The 21229-nt window shown below is 36.0% G+C and carries 22 protein-coding genes; 18 read left to right on the forward strand and 4 right to left on the reverse strand.

Annotation, left to right across the window (positions count from 1 at the left end; all coding sequences use genetic code 11):
- Nucleotides 1-77 precede the first annotated feature (77 nt).
- From MKX37_RS03210 to MKX37_RS03260, 11 genes are all read left to right on the forward strand, one after another.
- On the forward strand, nucleotides 78-677 hold the full coding sequence (locus tag MKX37_RS03210; RefSeq protein WP_000023371.1) for a TasA family protein: 600 nt from the start codon (nucleotides 78-80) through the stop codon (nucleotides 675-677).
- Nucleotides 678-878: 201 nt separating this feature from the next.
- Nucleotides 879-1565: a CPBP family intramembrane glutamic endopeptidase gene (locus MKX37_RS03215; RefSeq protein WP_002125203.1), complete on the forward strand. Its 687-nt coding sequence runs from the start codon at nucleotides 879-881 to the stop codon at nucleotides 1563-1565.
- A 27-nt stretch (nucleotides 1566-1592) separates the two neighbouring features.
- Nucleotides 1593-2564 carry a phosphotransferase enzyme family protein gene (locus MKX37_RS03220; protein ID WP_078422241.1) on the forward strand — a complete coding sequence of 324 codons (972 nt, stop codon included), beginning with the start codon at nucleotides 1593-1595 and terminating at the stop codon, nucleotides 2562-2564.
- 159 nt (nucleotides 2565-2723) lie between these two features.
- The gene (locus tag MKX37_RS03225; protein ID WP_002010512.1) at nucleotides 2724-4184 is read left to right on the forward strand and encodes an alanine/glycine:cation symporter family protein; all 1461 of its coding nucleotides are present in this window, start codon (nucleotides 2724-2726) and stop codon (nucleotides 4182-4184) included.
- A 10-nt stretch (nucleotides 4185-4194) separates the two neighbouring features.
- Complete coding sequence (locus tag MKX37_RS03230) at nucleotides 4195-5049, forward strand: amino acid ABC transporter ATP-binding protein (protein ID WP_307838809.1); 855 nt, start codon at nucleotides 4195-4197, stop codon at nucleotides 5047-5049.
- A gap of 12 nt (nucleotides 5050-5061) precedes the next feature.
- Nucleotides 5062-5892, forward strand: a complete 831-nt coding sequence (glnH, locus tag MKX37_RS03235) for a glutamine ABC transporter substrate-binding protein GlnH (RefSeq protein WP_002125212.1) — start codon at nucleotides 5062-5064, stop codon at nucleotides 5890-5892.
- A gap of 87 nt (nucleotides 5893-5979) precedes the next feature.
- Nucleotides 5980-6636, forward strand: coding sequence for an amino acid ABC transporter permease (locus MKX37_RS03240; protein WP_002090963.1), 657 nt, complete (start codon nucleotides 5980-5982; stop codon nucleotides 6634-6636).
- Nucleotides 6637-7281 (forward strand): amino acid ABC transporter permease, encoded by a 645-nt coding sequence (locus tag MKX37_RS03245; RefSeq protein WP_002134376.1) that lies wholly within the window; start codon nucleotides 6637-6639, stop codon nucleotides 7279-7281.
- Nucleotides 7282-7486: 205 nt separating this feature from the next.
- Complete coding sequence (locus MKX37_RS03250; protein WP_002125217.1) at nucleotides 7487-8914, forward strand: amino acid permease; 1428 nt, start codon at nucleotides 7487-7489, stop codon at nucleotides 8912-8914.
- Complete coding sequence (locus MKX37_RS03255; protein WP_000778855.1) at nucleotides 8889-9266, forward strand: OsmC family protein; 378 nt, start codon at nucleotides 8889-8891, stop codon at nucleotides 9264-9266. The genes MKX37_RS03250 and MKX37_RS03255 overlap by 26 nt, the downstream gene beginning before the upstream one ends.
- A gap of 62 nt (nucleotides 9267-9328) precedes the next feature.
- Nucleotides 9329-9763 carry an HIT family protein gene (locus MKX37_RS03260; RefSeq protein ID WP_033731003.1) on the forward strand — a complete coding sequence of 145 codons (435 nt, stop codon included), beginning with the start codon at nucleotides 9329-9331 and terminating at the stop codon, nucleotides 9761-9763.
- A 21-nt stretch (nucleotides 9764-9784) separates the two neighbouring features.
- Here the strand turns inward: MKX37_RS03260 and MKX37_RS03265 are convergent, their stop codons facing one another.
- The gene (locus MKX37_RS03265) at nucleotides 9785-10768 is read right to left on the reverse strand and encodes a helix-turn-helix transcriptional regulator (protein ID WP_176126845.1); all 984 of its coding nucleotides are present in this window, start codon (nucleotides 10766-10768) and stop codon (nucleotides 9785-9787) included.
- A gap of 65 nt (nucleotides 10769-10833) precedes the next feature.
- Between MKX37_RS03265 and MKX37_RS03270 the strand changes: the two genes are divergently transcribed.
- Complete coding sequence (locus MKX37_RS03270) at nucleotides 10834-11358, forward strand: dihydrofolate reductase family protein (RefSeq protein ID WP_002186949.1); 525 nt, start codon at nucleotides 10834-10836, stop codon at nucleotides 11356-11358.
- Nucleotides 11359-11396: 38 nt separating this feature from the next.
- Here the strand turns inward: MKX37_RS03270 and MKX37_RS03275 are convergent, their stop codons facing one another.
- Complete coding sequence (locus tag MKX37_RS03275; RefSeq protein WP_002140374.1) at nucleotides 11397-12767, reverse strand: sensor histidine kinase; 1371 nt, start codon at nucleotides 12765-12767, stop codon at nucleotides 11397-11399.
- Between the two features lie 11 nt (nucleotides 12768-12778).
- A complete protein-coding gene (locus MKX37_RS03280) occupies nucleotides 12779-13456 on the reverse strand; it encodes a response regulator transcription factor (RefSeq protein WP_002125228.1) in 678 nt (225 codons plus the stop codon).
- A 174-nt stretch (nucleotides 13457-13630) separates the two neighbouring features.
- On the opposite strand from MKX37_RS03280, the gene MKX37_RS03285 reads away from it, so the two are divergent.
- The 4 genes from MKX37_RS03285 to MKX37_RS03300 all read left to right on the forward strand — a co-directional run bounded on the left by MKX37_RS03285 (nucleotide 13631) and on the right by MKX37_RS03300 (nucleotide 17302).
- Nucleotides 13631-14878, forward strand: coding sequence for a cell wall-binding repeat-containing protein (locus MKX37_RS03285; RefSeq protein ID WP_078206590.1), 1248 nt, complete (start codon nucleotides 13631-13633; stop codon nucleotides 14876-14878).
- A gap of 156 nt (nucleotides 14879-15034) precedes the next feature.
- Nucleotides 15035-16486, forward strand: coding sequence for a SulP family inorganic anion transporter (locus MKX37_RS03290; protein WP_002186952.1), 1452 nt, complete (start codon nucleotides 15035-15037; stop codon nucleotides 16484-16486).
- A 65-nt stretch (nucleotides 16487-16551) separates the two neighbouring features.
- The gene (locus MKX37_RS03295; protein ID WP_002010593.1) at nucleotides 16552-16974 is read left to right on the forward strand and encodes a universal stress protein; all 423 of its coding nucleotides are present in this window, start codon (nucleotides 16552-16554) and stop codon (nucleotides 16972-16974) included.
- 211 nt (nucleotides 16975-17185) lie between these two features.
- Nucleotides 17186-17302: a DUF4027 family protein gene (locus MKX37_RS03300; RefSeq protein ID WP_002125236.1), complete on the forward strand. Its 117-nt coding sequence runs from the start codon at nucleotides 17186-17188 to the stop codon at nucleotides 17300-17302.
- A 130-nt stretch (nucleotides 17303-17432) separates the two neighbouring features.
- On the opposite strand, the gene glpT is transcribed toward MKX37_RS03300, so the two are convergent.
- Complete coding sequence (gene glpT / locus MKX37_RS03305) at nucleotides 17433-18782, reverse strand: glycerol-3-phosphate transporter (protein ID WP_002125238.1); 1350 nt, start codon at nucleotides 18780-18782, stop codon at nucleotides 17433-17435.
- 271 nt (nucleotides 18783-19053) lie between these two features.
- Here glpT and MKX37_RS03310 point away from each other — a divergent pair, with 271 nt between their 5' ends.
- Both MKX37_RS03310 and MKX37_RS03315 read left to right on the forward strand, forming a co-directional pair.
- Nucleotides 19054-19512: a MarR family winged helix-turn-helix transcriptional regulator gene (locus tag MKX37_RS03310; protein WP_002125240.1), complete on the forward strand. Its 459-nt coding sequence runs from the start codon at nucleotides 19054-19056 to the stop codon at nucleotides 19510-19512.
- 19 nt (nucleotides 19513-19531) lie between these two features.
- Nucleotides 19532-21145: an MDR family MFS transporter gene (locus MKX37_RS03315; protein WP_002125243.1), complete on the forward strand. Its 1614-nt coding sequence runs from the start codon at nucleotides 19532-19534 to the stop codon at nucleotides 21143-21145.
- Nucleotides 21146-21229 lie beyond the last annotated feature (84 nt).

Consider the following 21229-nt stretch of genomic DNA (forward strand, 5'->3'; position numbering starts at 1 on the left):
ATTTGTTTAATTAGTATTGTTTGTGGGATGGAAATAAGGTTTGGAGTTTGAACTTTAAAAATAGGGGGACTTGTGAAATGAGTATTAAGAAAAAACTTGGTATGGGTGTTGTAACTGCAGGGCTTGGTTTATCTTTAATTGGCGGGGGGACATATGCGTATTTTAGTGATAAGGAAGTATCACAAAACACGTTTGCAGCGGGTACTTTAGATTTGAGTGTTAATCCTGAAGTTGTTATTAATGTCGACAATATTAAACCAGGTGATGAAATGGAACGCGGTTTTCAATTAGTTAACAAAGGAACTTTAGCGATAGGAGATGTGAAACTTCTGACAGATTACAGTGTAATCGATGCTAAAGGAGATAATGGAAGTGCTGATTTTGGTGATCATATCCGTGTCGATTTCTTATGGAATTTGGATAAAAATGAGGTTCCAATTTGGTCTACTACATTATCTGAATTAAAGGTAGCTACGCAAAACGGAAGTATTCCTGATCTTGTACAAAAAGGTGTTGTAGACCGAGAAGGAAATGGACTTGCTCCTGGTGATGATGATACTTTCTACGTAATGTTCACATTTGTAGATAGCAATGAAGAGCAAAATGTATTTCAAGGAGATTCATTAAAATTAAATTGGACTTTCAATTCAATGCAGACAAAAGGTGAAGAGAGATAAAGATAAATGTTATATATAAGAATAAATTGATGAAGAATTGAGAAATAAAATTTTTAATAGTGTAAAGGTTGATTGAGTGAATCAACCTTTTTTGTGTTTTGAGAGAAAATTATGCTTGGATTATTTGAAAAAAATAAGCTTGAAAGTTACGTTACGTCATCTTTTATACTAAAGAAAATAGGATATAGGGGGATGGTGTAGATGACTTTAAAATGTATGTGGGGATGGAAAGAAATTTTATATTTATTTGTTTTTGTATTTCTGATTGTACCAGTAATGGTTGAATCTCTTTTTTATGATTATGCTTTAAAAATAATAGGGAACTCATTATATGCTGGAGTATTAATGGGACTTATAATGGCAGTGATATTTACATTTTTAGTTTATCTTTTTTGCATAAAAAGATATAAACTGTCGTGGAAAGATATTGGAATTCGGAAGCTTTCATGGAAAGATTTATTGTGGACATTTGTAGCGGTTATTTCTTTGATTGTAGTGAGTGTTGGAGTATTAATGATAATGGAGAAACTGGGGATTTCTTTCGAAAATAGTAAAACGGAGACGATCCAAAATGATAAATCAATATATGCGTTCTGTATCGCGGTAATTGGAGCAGCAGTTATATCACCAATCTATGAAGAAATTTTATATCGAGGTGTTTTTTATACGTTTTTTCGTGATAGATATGGCATATGGGGCGGGGTGCTTATAAGTTCAATAATATTTACCGTTGTTCATATTCCAACATATAACACATTACCGGTGAATTTTTTAAGCGGTGTAGTATTCGCGTGGTTATATGAAAAAACAAATTCTATTTTATCGGCTATGATTGCCCACGCATTATTCAATTTCATAGCAGTACTTCTGACATTCATGTCGAATTAAAATAAAGGATATATAGGAGGGATATATATGGAGATAGCAGTAGAACGTGTTTTTACGAATGAAATTTTAGCAAGAGCAGCAAAGGCATATCATGTAACGGTGGAAGAAAAGCCACTTGGTGATTTTGAAAATTATATTTTTAAGGCGAAGGGTAAAAATAATGAAGATTACGTATTACGCTTAACCCATTCTTCTCATCGGTCTAAAAAAGAGGTAGAGACCGAACTAGATTTTTTACGGTATGTTGCAGAGCATGGGGCAAAAGTGGCGGGACCTCGTAATTCAATATCTCAAAACCTTGTAGAAGAAATTGGAGCGGAAGATGGCACTTTCTTTTTCGCGTCTTTATTTACATATGCACAAGGTGAGCAAGTAAAAGGAGAAGGATCGCCTTATTGGGGAGATGCTTACTTTGAAGCGTGGGGAAAAGCGATTGGACAACTGCACCGCCTTACAATGGATTATCCTAAAACAGACTACCGTGATACGTGGGAAGAGGATGAAAGTAGCATTGTTAATGGATTAGAAGATGAGAAGGTGAAAGGGATTGCCACTGTATTAATGGATGAAATAAAGGCTCTTCCAATCGAAAGAGAAACGTTTGGCCTTATGCATGGCGATATTCATCCAGGTAATTTTCATTATGATGGAAAAGGGCTAACAATCTTTGATTTTGATGACGCTGCCTATAATTACTTCATTCATGATTTGGCAATGGTTCTTTATTACTCTGTTCTTTTTACACCGTGGACATTGGAGAAAAAGACGGAATTTGCTCGTAAACAGTTACAAGTGTTAAGAAAGGGGTACGAATATGAGCACAGGCTGGCGGATAGTTGGTATGAATCGTTACCGTTATTTTTACGGTTACGTGATATAGGCCTATACGGTACGATTCAAAAGAAATTTAAGGGGAAAGATATGCCAGAGGATTTTCAAAAGTTATCAGATGAGTTGTATGAAAGAATTATAAAGCAAGAGGCAATAGTGAATACATAATACAGAGATAAGGGAACAAAGTATATAAAATAAATATATACTTTGTTTTTTTATACAAAAATATGTTTGCTTTATTAAAATAATATTGTTATAGATTCGGTATACACTTATAATTTTATATATATTCTGAATATTCTTTATAAAGAAGGAGGGGGAAAGTTGGAAGCTATCGTAAGTTGGATAAATAATATTGTTTGGAGTCCAGCACTTGTCTATTTATGTTTAGGAGTAGGTCTATATTTTTCCATTCGAACAAGGTTTTTACAAGTAAGACATGTAGGAGAAATGGTGAAACTTACATTTCAAGGGGAAAAATCGGATGCGGGTGTTTCTTCATTCCAAGCTTTAGCACTTTCATTATCAGGGCGCGTTGGAACAGGAAATATTGCAGGTGTTGCAACGGCTGTTGCCTTTGGTGGTCCAGGGGCTGTATTTTGGATGTGGGCGGTAGCCTTTCTAGGAGCTGGTTCTGCATATGTAGAATCGACGCTTGCACAAATATATAAGACGAAGCATCAAGGGCAATTCCGCGGTGGTCCTGCTTATTACATTGAAAAAGGACTAGGTGTTAAATGGTATGCTTTAGTATTCGTTGCAGCGACAATTCTTGCGACGGGGATGCTGTTACCGGGTGTTCAGGCGAATAGTATTGCTGTAAGTCTAGAAACAGCTTTTGGTATTAATACTTCTGTATCAGGAGCGGTATTAGTAGCGGCATTAGCACTTATTATATTTGGTGGAGTTAAGCGAATTGTTAACGTAGCGCAAGTTGTAGTACCGTTTATGGCGCTTGGCTATATTTTAGTAGCCTGTGTAATTGTAGCTATGAATATTGAAAAATTACCAGACGCTTTCATGTTAATTTTAAAAAGTGCATTTGCATTAGAAGCGGCTTTTGGCGGGATTATCGGTTTAGCAATTTCTTGGGGGGTAAAACGTGGTATTTATTCAAACGAAGCAGGGCAAGGAACTGGGGCCCATGCAGCAGCAGCAGCTGAAGTATCGCATCCAGCTAAACAAGGGTTAGTACAAGCATTTTCCGTTTACATTGATACATTATTTGTTTGTTCAGCAACAGCATTTATGATGATTATTACAGGCATGTATAACGTATTTGATGCAAGCGGAAAAAACTTTATCGTCAATAAATTAAATGGTGCACAGCCAGGTCCTGGTTATACACAGGCAGCAGTAGAATCTGTTTTCCCTGGATTTGGAAACGGTTTCGTAGCAATCTCTTTACTATTCTTCGCATTTACAACAATTATGGCTTATTACTACATTGCAGAAACGAATATAGCTTACTTAAATCGTGATAAAGACCGTCCTTGGATGTCTATCGTACTAAAGTTTGTATTCTTAGGAGTTGTATTCTACGGTTGTGTAAAAACAGCAGAAACAGCATGGGCTTTAGGAGATATTGGTGTAGGAATTATGGCATGGGTTAACATTATTGCGATTCTATTATTACAAAAACCGGCATTGATCGCATTAAAGGATTATGAAAAGCAGAAAAAAGAAGGAAAAGATCCAGTATTCGATCCGCAGAAATTAGGAATTAAAAATGCTGATTTCTGGGAGCATGAATACGGGAAAGACAAGAAAGAAGAAGTATCTTAAGAGAATAGAAATGAAGGAGCAAAGGGAAATCCCTTTGCTCTTTTTTATGGACAAAATGAAGATGAAAGTTATTTTTTTGCCTATTTTTGAATATAAAAAGAATGTACATGCTTTGTTTAGGAGAGGGGGGAGTATGGTGATAGAGTTTCGTAATGTAAATAAATATTATGGTAACTTCCAAGTTTTGAAAAATATTAATGTGCAAGTGAAAAAAGGTGAAGTGGTAGTAGTTGTTGGTCCTTCAGGATCAGGAAAAAGTACATTGCTTCGGTGTATAAATCAGTTAGAGGCGATTACTGATGGAGAGTTAATCGTACAAAATACAGATGTACACAATAAAAAAACAGATATGAATGAATTACGCCGAAATATTGGTATGGTCTTCCAGCATTTTTACTTATACCCACATAAAACAGTTCTGCAAAATATTACACTAGCACCAATTAAAGTAAATAAAACTTCAAAAGAAGAAGCAGAAAAAACAGCGATGGTTTATTTAGAGAAAGTAGGAATCCCGGAGAAGGCAGGTGTATATCCTCATCAATTATCCGGAGGTCAACAGCAAAGGGTAGCTATTGCTAGAGGGCTCGCGATGCAACCGAAAATTATGCTATTTGATGAGCCTACGTCCGCTCTTGATCCAGAGATGATCGGAGAGGTGCTTGATGTTATGAAAGCGCTGGCTAAAGAAGGAATGACGATGGTCGTCGTCACACATGAGATGGGATTTGCACGTGAGGTAGCAGATAGAATTTTATTTATGGATGACGGTCAAATTATCGAAGATACAACACCATCACAATTTTTTGCAAATCCTGAACAAGAAAGAGCACGTCTATTTTTAAGCCGGGTATTAAATCATTAAAGGAGGAATTTCATGCTTAAGATGAAAAAGTTGTTTACCCTAATCGTATTCTCATGTTTATTCGTGTTTATTGTTGCTGGGTGCGGGGGGAAAAAAGACGAGGCGAAAGAAACGAATACGAAGCAAGGCGGAGCTGTTGAGCAAATTAAGAAGCGCGGGAAGTTAGTAGTTGGAGTGAAGAATGATACGAATTTATTTGGATTGAAAAACCCTTCAACAGGGCAAGTAGAAGGATTCGATATTGATATCGCGAAGGCACTTGCGAAAAAAATTCTTGGTGATGAAAAGAAACTAGAGCTGAAAGAAGTAACGTCTAAAACACGTATTCCGATGCTGAAAAATGGTGATATTGATGCAATTATTGCGACAATGACAATTACGGAAGAACGCAAAAAAGAAGTAGATTTCTCAGATGTATATTTTAAAGCAGGACAATCGTTACTTGTGAAAAAAGGAAGCAATATTAAGAGCATTGATGATATAAAACAAGGCGTTAAAGTATTAGCTGTAAAAGGATCAACATCTACAAATAACATTCGCCAAAAATCACCAGAAGCAACAGTATTAGAGTTTGAGAATTATAGTGAGGCATTTACAGCGTTAAAAGCAGGTAAAGGCGATGTTTTAACTACAGATAATGCGATTCTTTACGGAATGGCAAAACAAGATTCTAATTATGAAGTTGTAGGGAAAATTTTCACGGATGAACCGTATGGAATTGCAGTACAAAAAGGTGCAGACGATTTAACGAAAGAGATTAATAGTTTATTAAAAGATATGAAAGCGAATGGAGAATACGATAAATTGTATGAAAAATGGATTGGTCAAAAACAAGAGAAGTAAAATGAAACTTTATTTCTCGTGATAAATAGTAAGAGTGAGAGGATGAGAGTACTCATCCTCTTCTTGTAAAGAAAGAGGGGAGAATATGTGCCTGATTTTTCTATATTAACGAATAACATTGATATGTATTTAGAAGGATTTAAATATACGGTTATGTCTAGTGTAGTTGCACTAATAGGAAGTTTTGTTTTAGGAATTGTTATGGCAGTGATGCGAATTTCACCTATTCGTATTTTGAATTGGATTGGCTCTGCCTATGTAGAGTTTGTTAGAAATATTCCACTCGTATTAATTGCATTCATTTTCTATTTTGCTTTGCCTGTAATAGGAATTACTTTCAACGGTTTTGTAGCAGGGACAGTTGCGCTTACAGTTTATACAGCGGCTTTTATTGCGGAAGTAATTCGTGCTGGTATTTTATCAGTCGCGAAAGGTCAAATGGAAGCAGCACGTTCTTCAGGATTAACTTATACGCAAGCGATGTATCATGTCGTCTTACCTCAAGCGATGAAAATCGTCATTCCTCCTCTAGGAAATCAATTTCTCAATTTAGTAAAAAACTCTTCAATACTCGGAATTATTGCTGGAACGGATTTAATGTATCAAGGAGACTTAATTTCAACGAAGACGTTCGTTACGTTTGATGTATATATATTTGTCGGGATGTTTTATTTAGTATTAACAATTCCGCTAAGTATGCTAGTGCGTTATTTAGAAAAACGCTTGGCAAAGGAGGCGGTATAAATGGATTTTAAAGGAGCGATAACAGGTGATCATATCCTCTTTTTATTAAAAGGATTACTCATAACGTTAGAGGTAGCGCTCATAGCAATTGTACTTAGCTTTATTATTGGTAGTGTAATAGGAATATTGCGCTATACGAAAATACCTGTCGTCTCACAAATATTAGGCTTTATCGTGGAAGTCATTCGAAATTTACCGCTACTTTTAATTATATTTTTTACGTATTTTGCACTTCCGGAAGCGGGATTGAAGTTAGAAATTATAACAGCTGCAATTGTTGCTTTAACAATATTTGAAGCGGCAATGATATCTGAAATTGTTCGAAGCGGTCTATTATCTATCGAAAAAGGGCAGATTGAGGCTGCAAGGTCTTCTGGATTAACGTATGTGCAAGCGCTTTGGCATATTATTTTGCCGCAAGCATTAAGAAGAATGGTCCCCCCGCTTGTTAGTCAATTTATTTCATTGTTAAAAGATACGTCATTAGCGGTTGTTATATCATTGCCAGAGCTTATGCATAATGCTCAAATTATTAGCGGGCAGAATGTAAATTATATGATTCCGACATTTATACTAGCAGCCTGTATGTATTTTGTTGTAAACTACGGTTTATCAATTTTATCTAGAAGATTAGAAATACGTTAACTCTTACAAAAAAATGTAAGAGTTTTTTCCTTATAAATCCTTTTTTTCCTCAAATTAGTATTGCGAGCTCTTAATATTTGAATTTTTATATTGTTTTATCAGAAAAGTTTTAATTTTATATAGAAATTGTAATCGCTTTCGTGTATATTTTTATTATCAGAAAATTTTAAAAAGAGATAGGGGTACTTGTAGGGGGAGGATTAAGATGCAGCAAACAACGAATGAGCAATTACATCGTACGATGAAGAGTAGACATTTATTTATGATCGCACTAGGTGGTGTAATCGGAACTGGTTTTTTTCTAGGTTCAGGTTACACCATTAATCAGGCTGGACCAGGGGGAGCCATCCTTTCATATTTAGTGGGCGGATTTATTATGTATTTAACAATGCTTTGTCTTGGAGAGCTAACGGTAGCAATGCCAGTTTCAGGATCTTTCCAAAAGTATGCGACGAAGTTTATTGGACCAGGAACTGGATTTATGATCGGTTGGCTATACTGGATTGGATGGGCAGTAACAGTAGGATTAGAATTAACATCGATCGGTTTAATGATGAAAAGATGGTTTCCGAATGTTGATGTTTGGGTATGGTGTCTCGTATTCGGAGTTATTTTATATGCTTCAAATGCAATATCAGCGAAGAGTTATGCTGAATTAGAGTTTTGGTTCTCTAGTATTAAAGTAGTTACAATTATTGCATTCATTCTACTTGGTGGTAGCGCATTACTAGGATTCTTACCATACGATGGAAAAGAAGCAGCGCCTCTTTTCTCTAACTTTGTAAGTGATGGTGGGCTATTCCCAAATGGACTAGCTGCAGTGCTTCTTACGATGATTACAGTTAACTTTTCCTTCCAAGGAACAGAGTTAATCGGGATTGCAGCAGGAGAGAGTCAGAATCCTGAAAAAACAATTCCACGTGCGATTCGTAATACAGTATGGCGCATTATGTTATTCTTCATTTTAACAATGACAATTTTAGTAGGGTTAATTTCTTGGAAAGAAGCAGGGATAATTGAAAGCCCATTCGTAGTTGTATTTGATAAAATCGGTATTCCATATGCAGCTGATATTATGAACTTCGTTATTATTACAGCTCTTCTATCTGTAGCGAACTCAGGGTTATATGCAGCAACGCGTATACTATGGTCACTTGCAAATGAAGGAATGGCACCAACTTCTTTCAAGAAAGTAAATAAACGTGGTATTCCGATTACAGCGTTAGTCGTAACGATTGCTGTAGCGGCGTTATCTTTATTAACAAGTTTCCTTGCAGAAGATACAGTATATATGTATTTATTATCTATAGCTGGTTTATCGGCTGTTTCAAGTTGGATCATTATTGCTTTATCACAACTTCGCTTTAGAAGTCAGTATTTAAAAGGCGGAGGAAAATTAGAGGACTTAAAGTATAGAACACCACTATACCCGCTTGTTCCAATTTTAGCTTTAATTACAAATAGCATCGTTGTTATTAGTTTAGCGTTTATTCCAGAACAACGAATGGCGTTATATTGTGGTATTCCATTTATCATTTTCTGCTACATATATTATTATATAAATAAGAAACGGCAGAAACCGATGAAAGTGGAGATGGAGACACCAAATGAAACTAACAATCAAACACGATGATATACAGGCAGATTTATCGTATGGTCAATTAGCGATTGGAAAAGAAAACGGATATTCACCGTTACAATTACTCGTGTCTTCTATCGCAGGATGTAGTGCAATTGTCTTCCGAACAATTTTAGAAAAGAAACGTATTACATACGATACGTTTACAATTGAAACTGAAATTGGTAGAAGTGAAGCTTTATCAAAACCAGTTGAAAGTGTTCATTTGCACTATAAAATTAAAGCGCAAAACATTACAGAAGAACAATTAGACAAGGCGCTGCAACTTGCAGTGAAAAATTGCACAATTGTTCAATCTGTAAAGGATAGTATAAAAGTTACAGAAACAATTGAATTAGTAAAGTGAAACATAAAAACGTGAGAATAGGGCGCTCACGTTTTTATGTTTTTGGCAGAGGGGGAAGCATGATGGAATGTTTAGGTTGTAAATTAGCAAATGAAGAAGAAATTATATATAAAGTGTATGAAGATGATTATGTAACTTGTTTTTTAGACCATGCGCCTTTCTACCCAGGGCATACTTTAATTGTGCCAAAGAAGCATGTTTTAGAAGTGGACGAATTAGATGATGTTGTAGCGAAATCGATTATGGATGCTTCTAAGCTTATTGCAAAAGCGATTAAGGCATTATATAAACCAGATGGAATTACAATTTGTCAAAATGGTGGAATCTTTAACGAGTTAACTCATTATCACATGCATATTGTACCGAGATATAAAGAGCGCTCGTTTGCTGAGTTTTATACGGTGCAGCCAGGAGAACAGCAGAATCATAACTTTGAAGAGACAAAGAATTTATTAAAAGAAGCAATAGAGAAAATAATACATAGCGAAAAGGCGTAAGAGGAGTTTTCTTACGCCTTTTTAGTCTCCATACATATTTAAAACTTCTTTCGCACGTATACGTAAACCATCTATTAATTCTTTCGGTTCTAAAACTCGTGCATCTTTTCCAAGCCGATAAAATAGAGGCGTAATAAAATTAATTTCACCTTTATCAATTGTTGAATTTATATATCCTGTCCCATCTTCGTTTACTACCACGAATTCTTCAAGGTAAGGAACGCTTTTACATTGACGTACGCCTTCTGTTGTCAGTAAAACATGTAACTGAGTAGGACTGTGTACTACGTTAGAGTTAGAGGCAAACCACTCTTCTAAATTCATGAATGTATCTTCATTTTCTTCCGTTGATAATATAGAAAGAATGCGATCAACACGATAAAGTAATACTTTTTTTCTACTAAATTCATAGGATGGCAAATACCATAAACCATCGTGAGCATATACACCGATAGGATGAACATGTTTTGTTTTAATCCCTGATTTAGATTCGTATTGAAAGTGTAAATTTTTATTTTCAATAGCCGCGGTTAATACTTCGTTTAAAAGAGGTGTATCAATTGTTCTCTTCGGATTCCAAAAAGAGATATAAGATCGTATTTTATCAACTTTCGCTTTCGCATCATGTTGTAGGGAGCTATACAGTTTATGCGTAACGGAATTGATTCCTGTGTTAAAAGGCAAGTCTCTGTAGTAGCTTAAAGACTGAAAAGCAAAAAAGATGGAGACCGCTTCTTCTTCGGTAAATAAAATGGGGGGAAGCATGCTGCTTGTTAATACTTTATATCCCCCATTACGACCTTGTTCAGCGTAAATGGGTAATCCCATATCACTTAAATCTAAAATATATCTATGGACCGTACGAACGGAAATATTAAATTCATCAGCTATTTCTTGAGCTGTAAATGTTTTTTTCGTAGAAGCAAATATAAGAATGTCTAGTAAACGTTTTGCTTTTGACAAGGATATCACCTTTTTCTTTTTTAACATGACATAAGTTGTCATGTTTTATGGTTAGTATAGTGCTTATAAGATGATTTTATCAATAGAAGCTGTAAGGAGGAAAAGATATGTCACGTGAAATTGTTTTATTTATTGCAGCGAGCTTAGATGGATTTATCGCGAAAGAAGATGATGATTTAGAGTGGTTAATGGAAACAGAAGGTGAGGGAGACAACGGTTATACAGAAATGTACGAAACAATTGATACGATAATTATGGGAAAGAGAACGTACGATTATGTGGTAGAGCATACGGAAACATTCCCGTACCTAGATAAAAAATGTTATGTTTTTTCTAATTCAGAAAAAGGTTCAAACGAACATGTAGAGTTTGTAAATGAAGATGTATTAGAGTTTACAAAAAGGTTGAAAGAGCAGGAAGGATCTAAAATATGGATGGTCGGTGGAGGGAGTCTACTGAGAGAGTTCTTTAAGAATAATTTAATTGATGAATATGTTGTTACGATTACACCTCACATATTAGGTTCTGGAGTTCCGTTATTTAAAGAAAAGAATCCAGAAATTAATTTAACTTTAACGGATACGAAACGTTTTGGCCAATTCGTAAATTTATATTATAAAGTAAAGTCCTAAAGGATAAGAAAACACGACTATTGATGATAGTCGTGTTTCTATATAGATGGCAATGAAATTGTAAAGCAAGATCCGTGATCAATTTCACTTGTGACAGTAATATTCCCGCCGTGTAGTTCTACAATTTCTTTCACGATAGATAGTCCTAAACCAGTTCCGCCTGTAGCTCGTGATCTTGCTTTATCAACTCGATAAAAACGGTCGAAAATGTGAGGGAGGTCTTCAGGCGGAATACCTTCGCCTTCATCTTCAATTGTAATGGAAATACGTTTATGTTCTTCTGTAACAGAAATATTTATATGAGAATGTTCTTTTGAATGTCTATACGCGTTATTTAAAATGTTAGCCATAACTTGTTCAAAGCGTTGCTCATCTAGCTTTACTAAGAGTGAGGAAGGACATGTGAAAACAACTTTAATTTGTTTTTCTCCGTACATCACATTTATTTTTTCAGTGATGCGAGTAAGGAAGGTGTGTAAATGCACTTCCTGTACTTGAATGAAAAAGTTATGCTTTTCCATTTGAGCGAGTGAAAATAAATCTTGGACTAAGTTTGTAATATAATCAGACTCGTCTTTTATAATGGATAAGTATCGTAAACGTTGCTCTGGGGGTGTGTTTTCTTTTGATGCAATGTCAGCATAACCTCTTACGTACGTTAATGGTGTTCGTAATTCGTGAGCAACACTTGCTAGAAATTCACTTCGCTCCGTTTTCATATAATGTAAATCATTTGCGAGAGTTTGGATAGATTGTGCTAGTTCACCAATTTCGTCATTTCGAGTAGTTGTTAATGAAACGGATAAATCGCCCTTACTCATTTTTTCAGTCGCTTGTTTCATGTGTAACAATGGTTTTGTTAACAAACGTGATAATAGAAAAATGGTGATGGCTGTTAATAGGAAAGTAATGACTCCAGCGATAATGAATTGCCGTGTGAGCCCGTTAACCATTTCTTCGATTGATTCCGTCCCGAGAAACATATATACATAGCCTTCCGTTTTTCCTGCCACTACAATTGGGCTAACTGTACATATATAATTAGATGTTTTCCAATGATTCTCTATAATTGCTCCATCATGATCTGTTCGTGTTTGCATTCCTTCAATATGTTTTTTTATAGTAGTATTTATTTCATTGGATTTAGCTAGTATTTCCTTATTTGCATTTGTAATAATAACAGTTGTTTCAGCTTCGGATTCCATTAAAGCAACATGGGAGATTGTTTGCCTGTCAAAATATTTTTCAAGGACATCTCGGTGACTATTTCCACGCTTTAATAAAGCAGTCATTTCTTCATTCACTCTATTGTTTACAAGGCTATAATAGAGCAAGACAAATAGAACACTTTCGATTAAAAGTGTAACAATTAGAAAATAAAATCCGAGTTGAATAGAAATTCGCTTCATCGTTTTGCTCCTTAGTTTTCAATATCAATCCATCGATATCCTACTCCGTAAACAGTTTTTAAATGGTGATCAATGGGGAAATTTACTTTTCGTAATTTATCACGTAAATTACGAATATGTGAATCGACTGTTCTATCTTCTGTATTTGTATTTAATCCCCAAATTCGTTCAATGAGCTGATCACGGCTTAATACGTAGTTCACATGACGTAAAAATAATCCGAGTAAAGAGAATTCGATTGGGGTGAGAAGAAGTTCTTCATTATGGACAGAAATGAAATGCTTGGCCTCATCCCATAAAATGCCGTGATATTGGATTTGTGCATGTTGATTGGTTCGGCGTAAAACAGCTTCAATTCTTGCGAAGAGCTCCTCTTCGTGGAATGGTTTCGTCACGTAATCATCTGCTCCAAGTTTTAACCCTTGAACGACATCTACCGTTTGATCACGAGCAGTTACCATAATGATAGGAACGTTACTAAATGATCGAATTCTTTTGCAAGTTTCCCACCCATCCATCTTTGGCATCATAATATCGAGTAAAATAAATTTGAAGTTTCGATTTTCTAGATGTGAAATAGCTTCTTCTCCGGATACTGCACATACGCAGTTATATCCGATTGGAGTAAGATAAAGCGTTAATAATTCAAGCATTCTCGGTTCATCATCTACGAGTAGTATATCGATCATAGAGTACCTCCGCATTTGTAGTTATTACTTAAATTGTAAGTCAAAATCATGAAGAAATGGTGCAGATTATAATGCATCTGCATAATTTCTTCAGAATTGCTTGTTATTGTAAAGTTGAAATTCCATTTTAGGTAATAATATTGGCTCGAAAACGAATAATACGGAGGCGATATAGTGAAAAAGATGATCCGAATTTTGGGGATAACAATAATTGCAGCAGTCGGTCTTGCGGCATGCGGACAAACGAGTACAGATCATAAAAATCATGAATCTACAGAAGAGAAGAAAACAGAGCAAAAGGAAATGAAAATGAATCAGGAGGTAACTGCACCGAAAAAAATGAATCAAGGTGCATCGAATGATTTATTAACGACAAGTTTAAAAAATGTAACGAGATTAAATACAAATGATCCTCTGCAAATGGCAGTATTAACTTCGCAAACGATATGGCCAGCAACGCATAAAGAGAATCAGCCAGGCGCTATTATTTTAGTGCCAGTAAGCGAGTGGCAATTAGGTATTGCAAGTGCGGATCTTATTCATCACCCGAATAACGGACCGATTTTATTTATAGAAAAAGAAAAGGTACCCGAAATGACGTTAAAAGAAATAAAACGATTAAATCCGCTCGGAACGAAAGATGGAACGCAAATTATGGTGATGGGGGATATAGGGGCATCTAGCCTAGAGCAATTAAAAGAATATAAAGTAAAGCAAATAAAAGAAACGGACCCAGCTAAATTTGCTAAAGATGTTGATAAAGAATATGCCGATATAACAGGAAATTATCCAAATAGCGTTATTATCGGTTCGTCTGAAGAAGAAGGACGTTTATATACAACACCAGCTGTAAATTGGATTTCTCATATGCCAGAACCTCTTCTATATACTGAAAAAAATAAAGTGCCAGAAGCGACAATAGAGGCATTAAAGACGAGAAAAGATAAAGCGAATATATATGTGTTAGGACCAGAAAAAATAGTTTCGAAAGAAGTAGAAAAAGAGTTAAGTAAATATGGGAAAGTAACGCGTATTAGTGGGGAGACTCCAACAGAAAATTCGGTTGCATTTGCGAAATTTAAAGATGAAAAAACGAAATTTGGCTGGGGATTCACAAAACCAGGTCACGGTTTGTCATTTGTTTCAAGCAAAACACCAGACTTAGCAATTGCGGGAGCACCGTTTTCACATATGGGTAAACATGCCCCTGTTGTTTTGCTTGAGGAAGGAAAAGCTTCACAACCAGTTTATGACTTCCTTGCTACTATTCAGCCGAAGTTTAAAGATGATCCAACACTTGGACCATATAACCATGGTTTCCTATTAGGAAGTAGTAGTGATGTTTCATTTGAAACACAAGGTATATTGGATGAGAGGTTAGAAATTGTTCAGGAAAGTGGTCAAGGTCACGGTGGACATTAATGAAATGAGAAAAGACGCTGCTAAGGTAGCGTCTTTTCTTTAGGAAACTTTTACATAGCACAACATCCTTTGCTCGTTATATAATAGCCTTCGTGCAGTCGGCCTTGATTTTCTTATGGAGAAAATCAAATGATAAAAGAGTGGAGGAGTGTTACTTTGTTTCAAACTATAAAAAATGAATGGTTCTCAAATATGAGAGGGGACGTGCTATCAGGGGTTGTTGTTGCTTTAGCATTAATTCCTGAAGCGATAGCTTTTTCTGTTATTGCAGGTGTAGATCCGACGGTTGGATTGTACGCGGCCTTTTGTATTGCGGTTACAATTTCGTTTGTCGGAGGAAGACCAGGGATGATCTCGGCGGCAACGGGTGCGATGGCATTATTAATGGTCACTCTTGTGAAGGATCACGGTTTGCAATATTTATTTGCTGTGACAATAGTAACAGGTATTGTTCAAATTATTTTTGGAGTGTTCAAGCTGAGCTCATTTATGAAGTTTGTTCCTAAATCCGTTATGAGTGGTTTTTTAAATTCACTTGGAATTTTAGTTTTTACAGCGCAATTGCCGCATTTTAAAAATGCAACTTGGCAAATGTATGCACTTGTCGCATTAGGACTTGCAATTATATATTTATTTCCACGTATTACGACGGCTGTTCCGTCTACACTTATTTCAATTATTATTGTGACAAGCATTGCACTTATGAGCGGATTACAGTTAAAAACAGTAGGGGATATGGGAAGCTTACCGAAAGAATTACCGTTCTTTAGTATTCCTGATGTTCCATTTACACTTGAGACATTAGCAATTATTTTACCGTATTCAGTTATGCTAGCGGTTATAGGTTTACTAGAGTCATTATTAACGGCGTCGGTTTTAGACGATATGACACATACGGAAAGTAATAAGCATAAAGAGGCACGTGGACAAGGGATTGCGAACGTTGTTGCTGGTTTCTTCGGAGGAATGGCAGGATGTGCAATGATTGGACAATCTGTTATTAACATTAAATCAGGTGGTCGCGGGAGATTATCGACGTTTGTAGCCGGTGGTTTTTTAATCGTATTGCTATTTGTTTTAGGTGATTACGTTGTTCATATTCCGATGGCAGCTTTAGTTGCAGTTATGATTATGGTTTCGATTGGGACGTTTGATTGGAACTCTGTAGCGACGATTCATAAAGTACCAAAAGGAAACGCATTTGTTATGATCGTAACAGTTGTGATTGTCCTAATTACACATAATTTAGGATTAGGTGTAATTATCGGAACGATAATTAGTGCAGTTTTATTTGCATTCAATATGGCAAAGATTCACGTGAAACATTTGTATATTGAAAATAAGAAAATATACGAAATTCACGGCCAACTATTCTTCGCATCTACGGCAGAGTATATAAATGCTTTTTCATACAATGAAGATGTGAAAGAAATTGAGATGAACTTTACTAACGCACACGTATGGGATGATTCAGCAGTAGCGGCAATTGATAAAGTTATAATGAAGTATGAACAGAACGGTGTGAAAGTAAGGATCACAGGGTTAAATGAACGTAGCTCGAAGCTCGTTGCGAATTTAGCTACTTATAGTAAGAGAATTGCTAGTTAGAAGCCTCCTTTTTAGGGGGCTTTATTATATAATACGGGTAGGATAACGAAAAGGGGATTCAGCATATGTACAAACAAATTTTATTAGCATGCGATGGTTCTGAACATGCACTTCGAGCAGCCGAGCATGCAACATATATTGCGAAATTTAACGAAGAAACACATGTTGAAGTTGTGTACGTAGTAGATAATAGAACGGCAAAGTCAGATATTATACAAGGACAAACGGATTTAGAAACAATATCAGCTAGTCGAAAAGATAAATTAAAAGAGATTGAGGGTTTATTAAAGAAAGAGAACATTTCCTACAAAATTACGATTCTACATGGCGATCCAGGAGATACGATTGTTCAATATGTAAATACAGGAGATATAGATCTTATTATTGCTGGGAGTAGAGGGCTAAATACACTGCAAGAGATGGTGCTTGGTAGTGTAAGTCATAAAATAGCAAAGCGTGTGAAATGCCCGGTTATGATTATAAAATAAAGTGAGATATTCTGTAGTGTAAGCAGGACCTTGATATAATTCGAGGTCTTTTTTGATGTATTAAGAGGGAGAATGTGGACAGAATATATATAAGTTTAAAAAAATGTTAACTTACAAATTTGTAAGTTAGCTGTCAGCGAAATCGATGTTATGAAATTTTTCCCATTGATACAATAAGAATATCAAAGGGGATATAGGGAGGATGGAAGGTATGAAATCATTTCAAAATTTGTCTTATAGCCAAGGGGTAAGTTTAATTTGTTTAGGTGGATTTGCTGGATCTGTTATGTTAGCTGTTTTAATAAAGATGTTTCAGCAAATGTTTTAATCGTATGAATAGAAGGGAAATGATTAATATAAATAGCAAGAGAAGAACGATAAATAAAAAATAGCTCTTAGCATGTAAGTAAATGCTGAGAGCTATTTTTATGTTTATTTTTCTACACATTATATTTTGTTTAAACTTCTTTTGATTTAGCAGATCCTGTATTTAAAGTAAGAGCAAGGAAGAACATTGCAAGCACACAAGAAGCAAGGAGCAAAATGAATCCGCCGTCCCATCCGAATCCATCTACAATAAAGCCCATAGCTGCGCTAGCAAAAGTAGCTCCCCCTAGGTAACCGAAGAACCCAGTTAACCCAGCGGCAGTTCCAGCAGCTTTTTTGGGTGCTAAGTCAAGCGCGTGAAGACCAATTAGCATAACAGGTCCGTAAATTAAAAATCCAATGGAAACAAGTGCGATACTATCAATGATTGGATGCCCAGCAGGATTTAGCCAGTAAACAAGAACGGCAATGAATACACCGACCATAAATAGAATGCCAGCAGGTGCGCGGCGCCCTTTAAATAGTTTATCACTCATCCATCCGCAAAGAAGTGTACCTGGAATACCAGCCCATTCGTATAGAGCATAAGCTGTACGTGAGCTACTGTGAGTAAAGCTTTTTTCTTCTACTAAATAAGTAGGAGCCCAGTCTACAACGCCGTAACGAACGAAATAAACAAAGACATTAGCGATAGCGATGTACCATAAAAACTTATTGTTTAATATGTATGTAAATAAAATTTCCTTTACCGAAAGTTCGCGTTCACGGTCCGCTACTTTTTCATCTGATGGATATTCCCCAGTATGTTCTTCAATAGAAGGTAATCCGCAAGATTGAGGTGTATCTCTCATCGTAATTAATACATAAATCCCCACCAAAATTGAAAGAATACCTGGGAAGTAAAATATACTTTTCCAGTCATTTGCAAAGAAATATAAGCCTAATGTAACGAGAGAAGGCATAAGCGCGCCGCCGACATTATGAGCGACGTTCCAAATAGACATTTTTGTACCACGTTCACTAATGGAGAACCAGTGAACCATCGTACGACCACAAGGAGGCCATCCCATACCTTGTACCCATCCATTTAAAAACTGAAGTACAAACATAAGTATAATGCTCGTTGTAATGAAAGAAAATGAGCCGAAAATAATATTAATGATACCGGATAAAAATAGCCCAGCTGCTAAAAAGTAGCGAGGATTACAACGATCGGATACGATACCCATAAGAAATTTACTTAATCCGTAAGCGATAGATACTGCTGAAAGGATAACCCCAAGTTCCCCTTTACTAAAGCCTTGTTCGATTAAGTATGGCATTGCGAGTGAAAAGTTTTTTCGAACAAAGTAGTAACCCGCATAACCGATGAAGATGCCTAAGAATACTTGCAAACGCAATTTGCGGTATTCGCTATCAGTGCGATCAGCTGGTAAGCGTTCTGCGTGGGGCGCAGGTTTAAATAATTGTGTGAAAAACATAAAATGAAAATCCTCCCCTAATTAATTGGAAGCGTTTTAAGACAGAGAGAATACAAAAAGGCTATGAAATATAAAAAAGTTCCCTTCTTTATGATTCATAGCCATATACTCCGATTCTCCGTGACTGTCAATATTAACTTCGACGAAAATTATACAACTTTGTGACAAGAATGTAAACGTTTTTATAAAGAAAGTTGTTGACGTATTTTGTTTGTGGGATTAATATTTAAATACGTTAAATATTTTATTGCTTAAATAAGAGGTGGATAACATGCCAAATGATATGACTCATATTGATAAGATTCAAGCTCTTACATTCGCTATAGGAAAGAAAATGCAAACAGAGCTATTAGAACAAATGCAAGCATCAGGACTTACACCACCGCAGTTTTATATTTTAAAGATTTTAGATCATTACGGAGCTTCAAGAGCGACACAATTGGCGGAGAAAATGTACGTGAAACCGAGCGCGATTACAGTAATGACTGATCGTTTAATTGATCATGGGTTAGTAGAGCGCTATCACGACGATAATGATCGCCGCGTTGTTGTCATTGAGCTAACGAAGAAGGGGAAAGCTACAGTAGAAGAAGCGATGGCGGCTCGTAATGAGCATATTGCAAAGTACTTCTCACACTTAGAATTACAAGAGAGGGAAGATTTGTTGCGCCTCTTTGAAAAGCTAGAAACAATTATTTGCGGGAAACCAGAGAAAAAAGAGAAAAACTAAGAGGAATTGAGGAGATTACATGGAGCAACAAGAAAATCAGAATAGAAAGTTGTTGTTAATCGGTTTAGTAATCGCAATGCTATTTGCTGCATTGGACGGAACAATCGTTGGTACAGCAATGCCGCGTATCGTCGGTGAACTAGGTGGATTAAGTTTAATGACATGGTTAACAACAGCTTACATGTTAACATCAACAACGGTTGTACCGATTGCAGGTAAATTAGCGGATTTACTTGGGCGTCGTAACGTATATATAGCAGGATTAATTATCTTTATGGTTGGTTCAGCGTTATGTGGTATGGCAAACGGTATGACAGAATTAATTATTTTCCGTGGTATTCAAGGTCTTGGTGGCGGTATTATGATGCCAATGGCTATGATTATTATCGGAGATATGTTCACGGGAAAAGAACGTGCTAAATGGCAAGGTATTTTTGGAGCTCTATACGGTCTTGCCTCTGTAATTGGACCACAAGTTGGTGGTTGGATTGTAGACGCAGTGAACTGGAGATGGGTATTCTATATTAACTTACCAGTTGGTATTTTAGCGACAATCTTCATTGCAATGGGATTAAAAGCACATAAACAAACAGGACCAATTAAAATTGATATCGCTGGAATCTTCACGATGATTCTCGGTGTTGTAAGTTTATTACTTGCGTTAACGTTTGGCGGAAAAGATTATGCATGGGGTTCTTGGCAAATTATCGGGTTATTTGCACTAGCTGCCATTGGTATTGTTAGCTTTATTATCGTTGAAACGAAGGCTGAAGAACCAATTTTACCGATGCACTTCTTTAAAAACCGCACATTTACACTACTGAATGCGATCGGTTTCTTTATGAGTATCGGAATGTTTGGAGCAATTATGTTCGTACCGTTCTTTATGCAAGGAATTGTAGGCGTAAGTGCTGCTGAATCAGGAACGATTATGACACCGATGATGATTACAATGATCGTTATGAGTATTATTGGTGGTCAGCTTGTATTAAAAATTGGTGTGAAACCACAAATTATTACAGGGATGCTTATTATGGCTAGTGGTTTCTGGTTATTAACAACGATGGATATGCACACAACTAAGCTTACCGCTACTTCTTATATGATGGTTATCGGTTTAGGAATGGGTCTTGTTATGCCGATATTAACATTAGCATTACAAGAAAGCTTCCCGAAAAAAGATCTTGGCGTTGTAACATCATCAAGTCAATTCTTCCGTCAAATCGGTGGAACGTTTGGGATTACAATTTTAGGATCAATTATGAATAATACTTCAGGCACAACGTTAACAAATAAATTAGTACCTGTATTAGACACATTCCCAAAAGAAGCGGGACAAATGGTAACAAAATTTAAAGATATGATTCATACAGATCCACAAAGTTTATATTCTATGCTATTTAGTCCAGAGGCATTAAAACAAATGCCAGAAGCATTTTCTAATAGCATCGTACCAATTTTGAAAAGCTCTTTAGTGGACTCACTTCATACTGTATTCTTAACAGGATTGGTATTTATCGTAGTAGGTGCTATCTTTACGATTTTCTTACAGAAAATTAAACTGTCTGATCGTAAAAAAGATGCTGAAGAGCCTGCTGTAGAAGAAAAGGAAAAAACTGTATCATATTCGTAATAAAAAAGCATCGCCTTATGGCGATGCTTTTTTTGAGTATAACCTTAAAAGCTTTTTAGTTAGAAATGATTGACGTATTTTTAT

It is taken from the genome of Bacillus sp. FSL R5-0709 (assembly GCF_038004785.1).
Taxonomy (GTDB): domain Bacteria; phylum Bacillota; class Bacilli; order Bacillales; family Bacillaceae_G; genus Bacillus_A; species Bacillus_A mycoides.

Bases quoted from the DNA above. Each gene is read 5' to 3' on its own strand.
- MKX37_RS03230 (WP_307838809.1), top strand. From the start codon at position 4,195: ATGAAGGAGCAAAGGGAAATCCCTTTGCTCTTTTTTATGGACAAAATG.
- MKX37_RS03310 (WP_002125240.1), top strand. From the start codon at position 19,054: ATGCCAAATGATATGACTCATATTGATAAGATTCAAGCTCTTACATTC.
- glnH (WP_002125212.1), top strand. From the start codon at position 5,062: ATGCTTAAGATGAAAAAGTTGTTTACCCTAATCGTATTCTCATGTTTA.
- MKX37_RS03265 (WP_176126845.1), bottom strand. From the start codon at position 10,768: ATGACAACTTATGTCATGTTAAAAAAGAAAAAGGTGATATCCTTGTCA.
- MKX37_RS03315 (WP_002125243.1), top strand. From the start codon at position 19,532: ATGGAGCAACAAGAAAATCAGAATAGAAAGTTGTTGTTAATCGGTTTA.
- MKX37_RS03220 (WP_078422241.1), top strand. From the start codon at position 1,593: ATGGAGATAGCAGTAGAACGTGTTTTTACGAATGAAATTTTAGCAAGA.
- MKX37_RS03295 (WP_002010593.1), top strand. From the start codon at position 16,552: ATGTACAAACAAATTTTATTAGCATGCGATGGTTCTGAACATGCACTT.
- MKX37_RS03250 (WP_002125217.1), top strand. From the start codon at position 7,487: ATGCAGCAAACAACGAATGAGCAATTACATCGTACGATGAAGAGTAGA.
- glpT (WP_002125238.1), bottom strand. From the start codon at position 18,782: ATGTTTTTCACACAATTATTTAAACCTGCGCCCCACGCAGAACGCTTA.
- MKX37_RS03270 (WP_002186949.1), top strand. From the start codon at position 10,834: ATGTCACGTGAAATTGTTTTATTTATTGCAGCGAGCTTAGATGGATTT.
- MKX37_RS03210 (WP_000023371.1), top strand. From the start codon at position 78: ATGAGTATTAAGAAAAAACTTGGTATGGGTGTTGTAACTGCAGGGCTT.
- MKX37_RS03255 (WP_000778855.1), top strand. From the start codon at position 8,889: ATGAAACTAACAATCAAACACGATGATATACAGGCAGATTTATCGTAT.
- MKX37_RS03280 (WP_002125228.1), bottom strand. From the start codon at position 13,456: ATGATCGATATACTACTCGTAGATGATGAACCGAGAATGCTTGAATTA.
- MKX37_RS03215 (WP_002125203.1), top strand. From the start codon at position 879: ATGACTTTAAAATGTATGTGGGGATGGAAAGAAATTTTATATTTATTT.
- MKX37_RS03260 (WP_033731003.1), top strand. From the start codon at position 9,329: ATGGAATGTTTAGGTTGTAAATTAGCAAATGAAGAAGAAATTATATAT.
- MKX37_RS03300 (WP_002125236.1), top strand. From the start codon at position 17,186: ATGAAATCATTTCAAAATTTGTCTTATAGCCAAGGGGTAAGTTTAATT.
- MKX37_RS03275 (WP_002140374.1), bottom strand. From the start codon at position 12,767: ATGAAGCGAATTTCTATTCAACTCGGATTTTATTTTCTAATTGTTACA.
- MKX37_RS03245 (WP_002134376.1), top strand. From the start codon at position 6,637: ATGGATTTTAAAGGAGCGATAACAGGTGATCATATCCTCTTTTTATTA.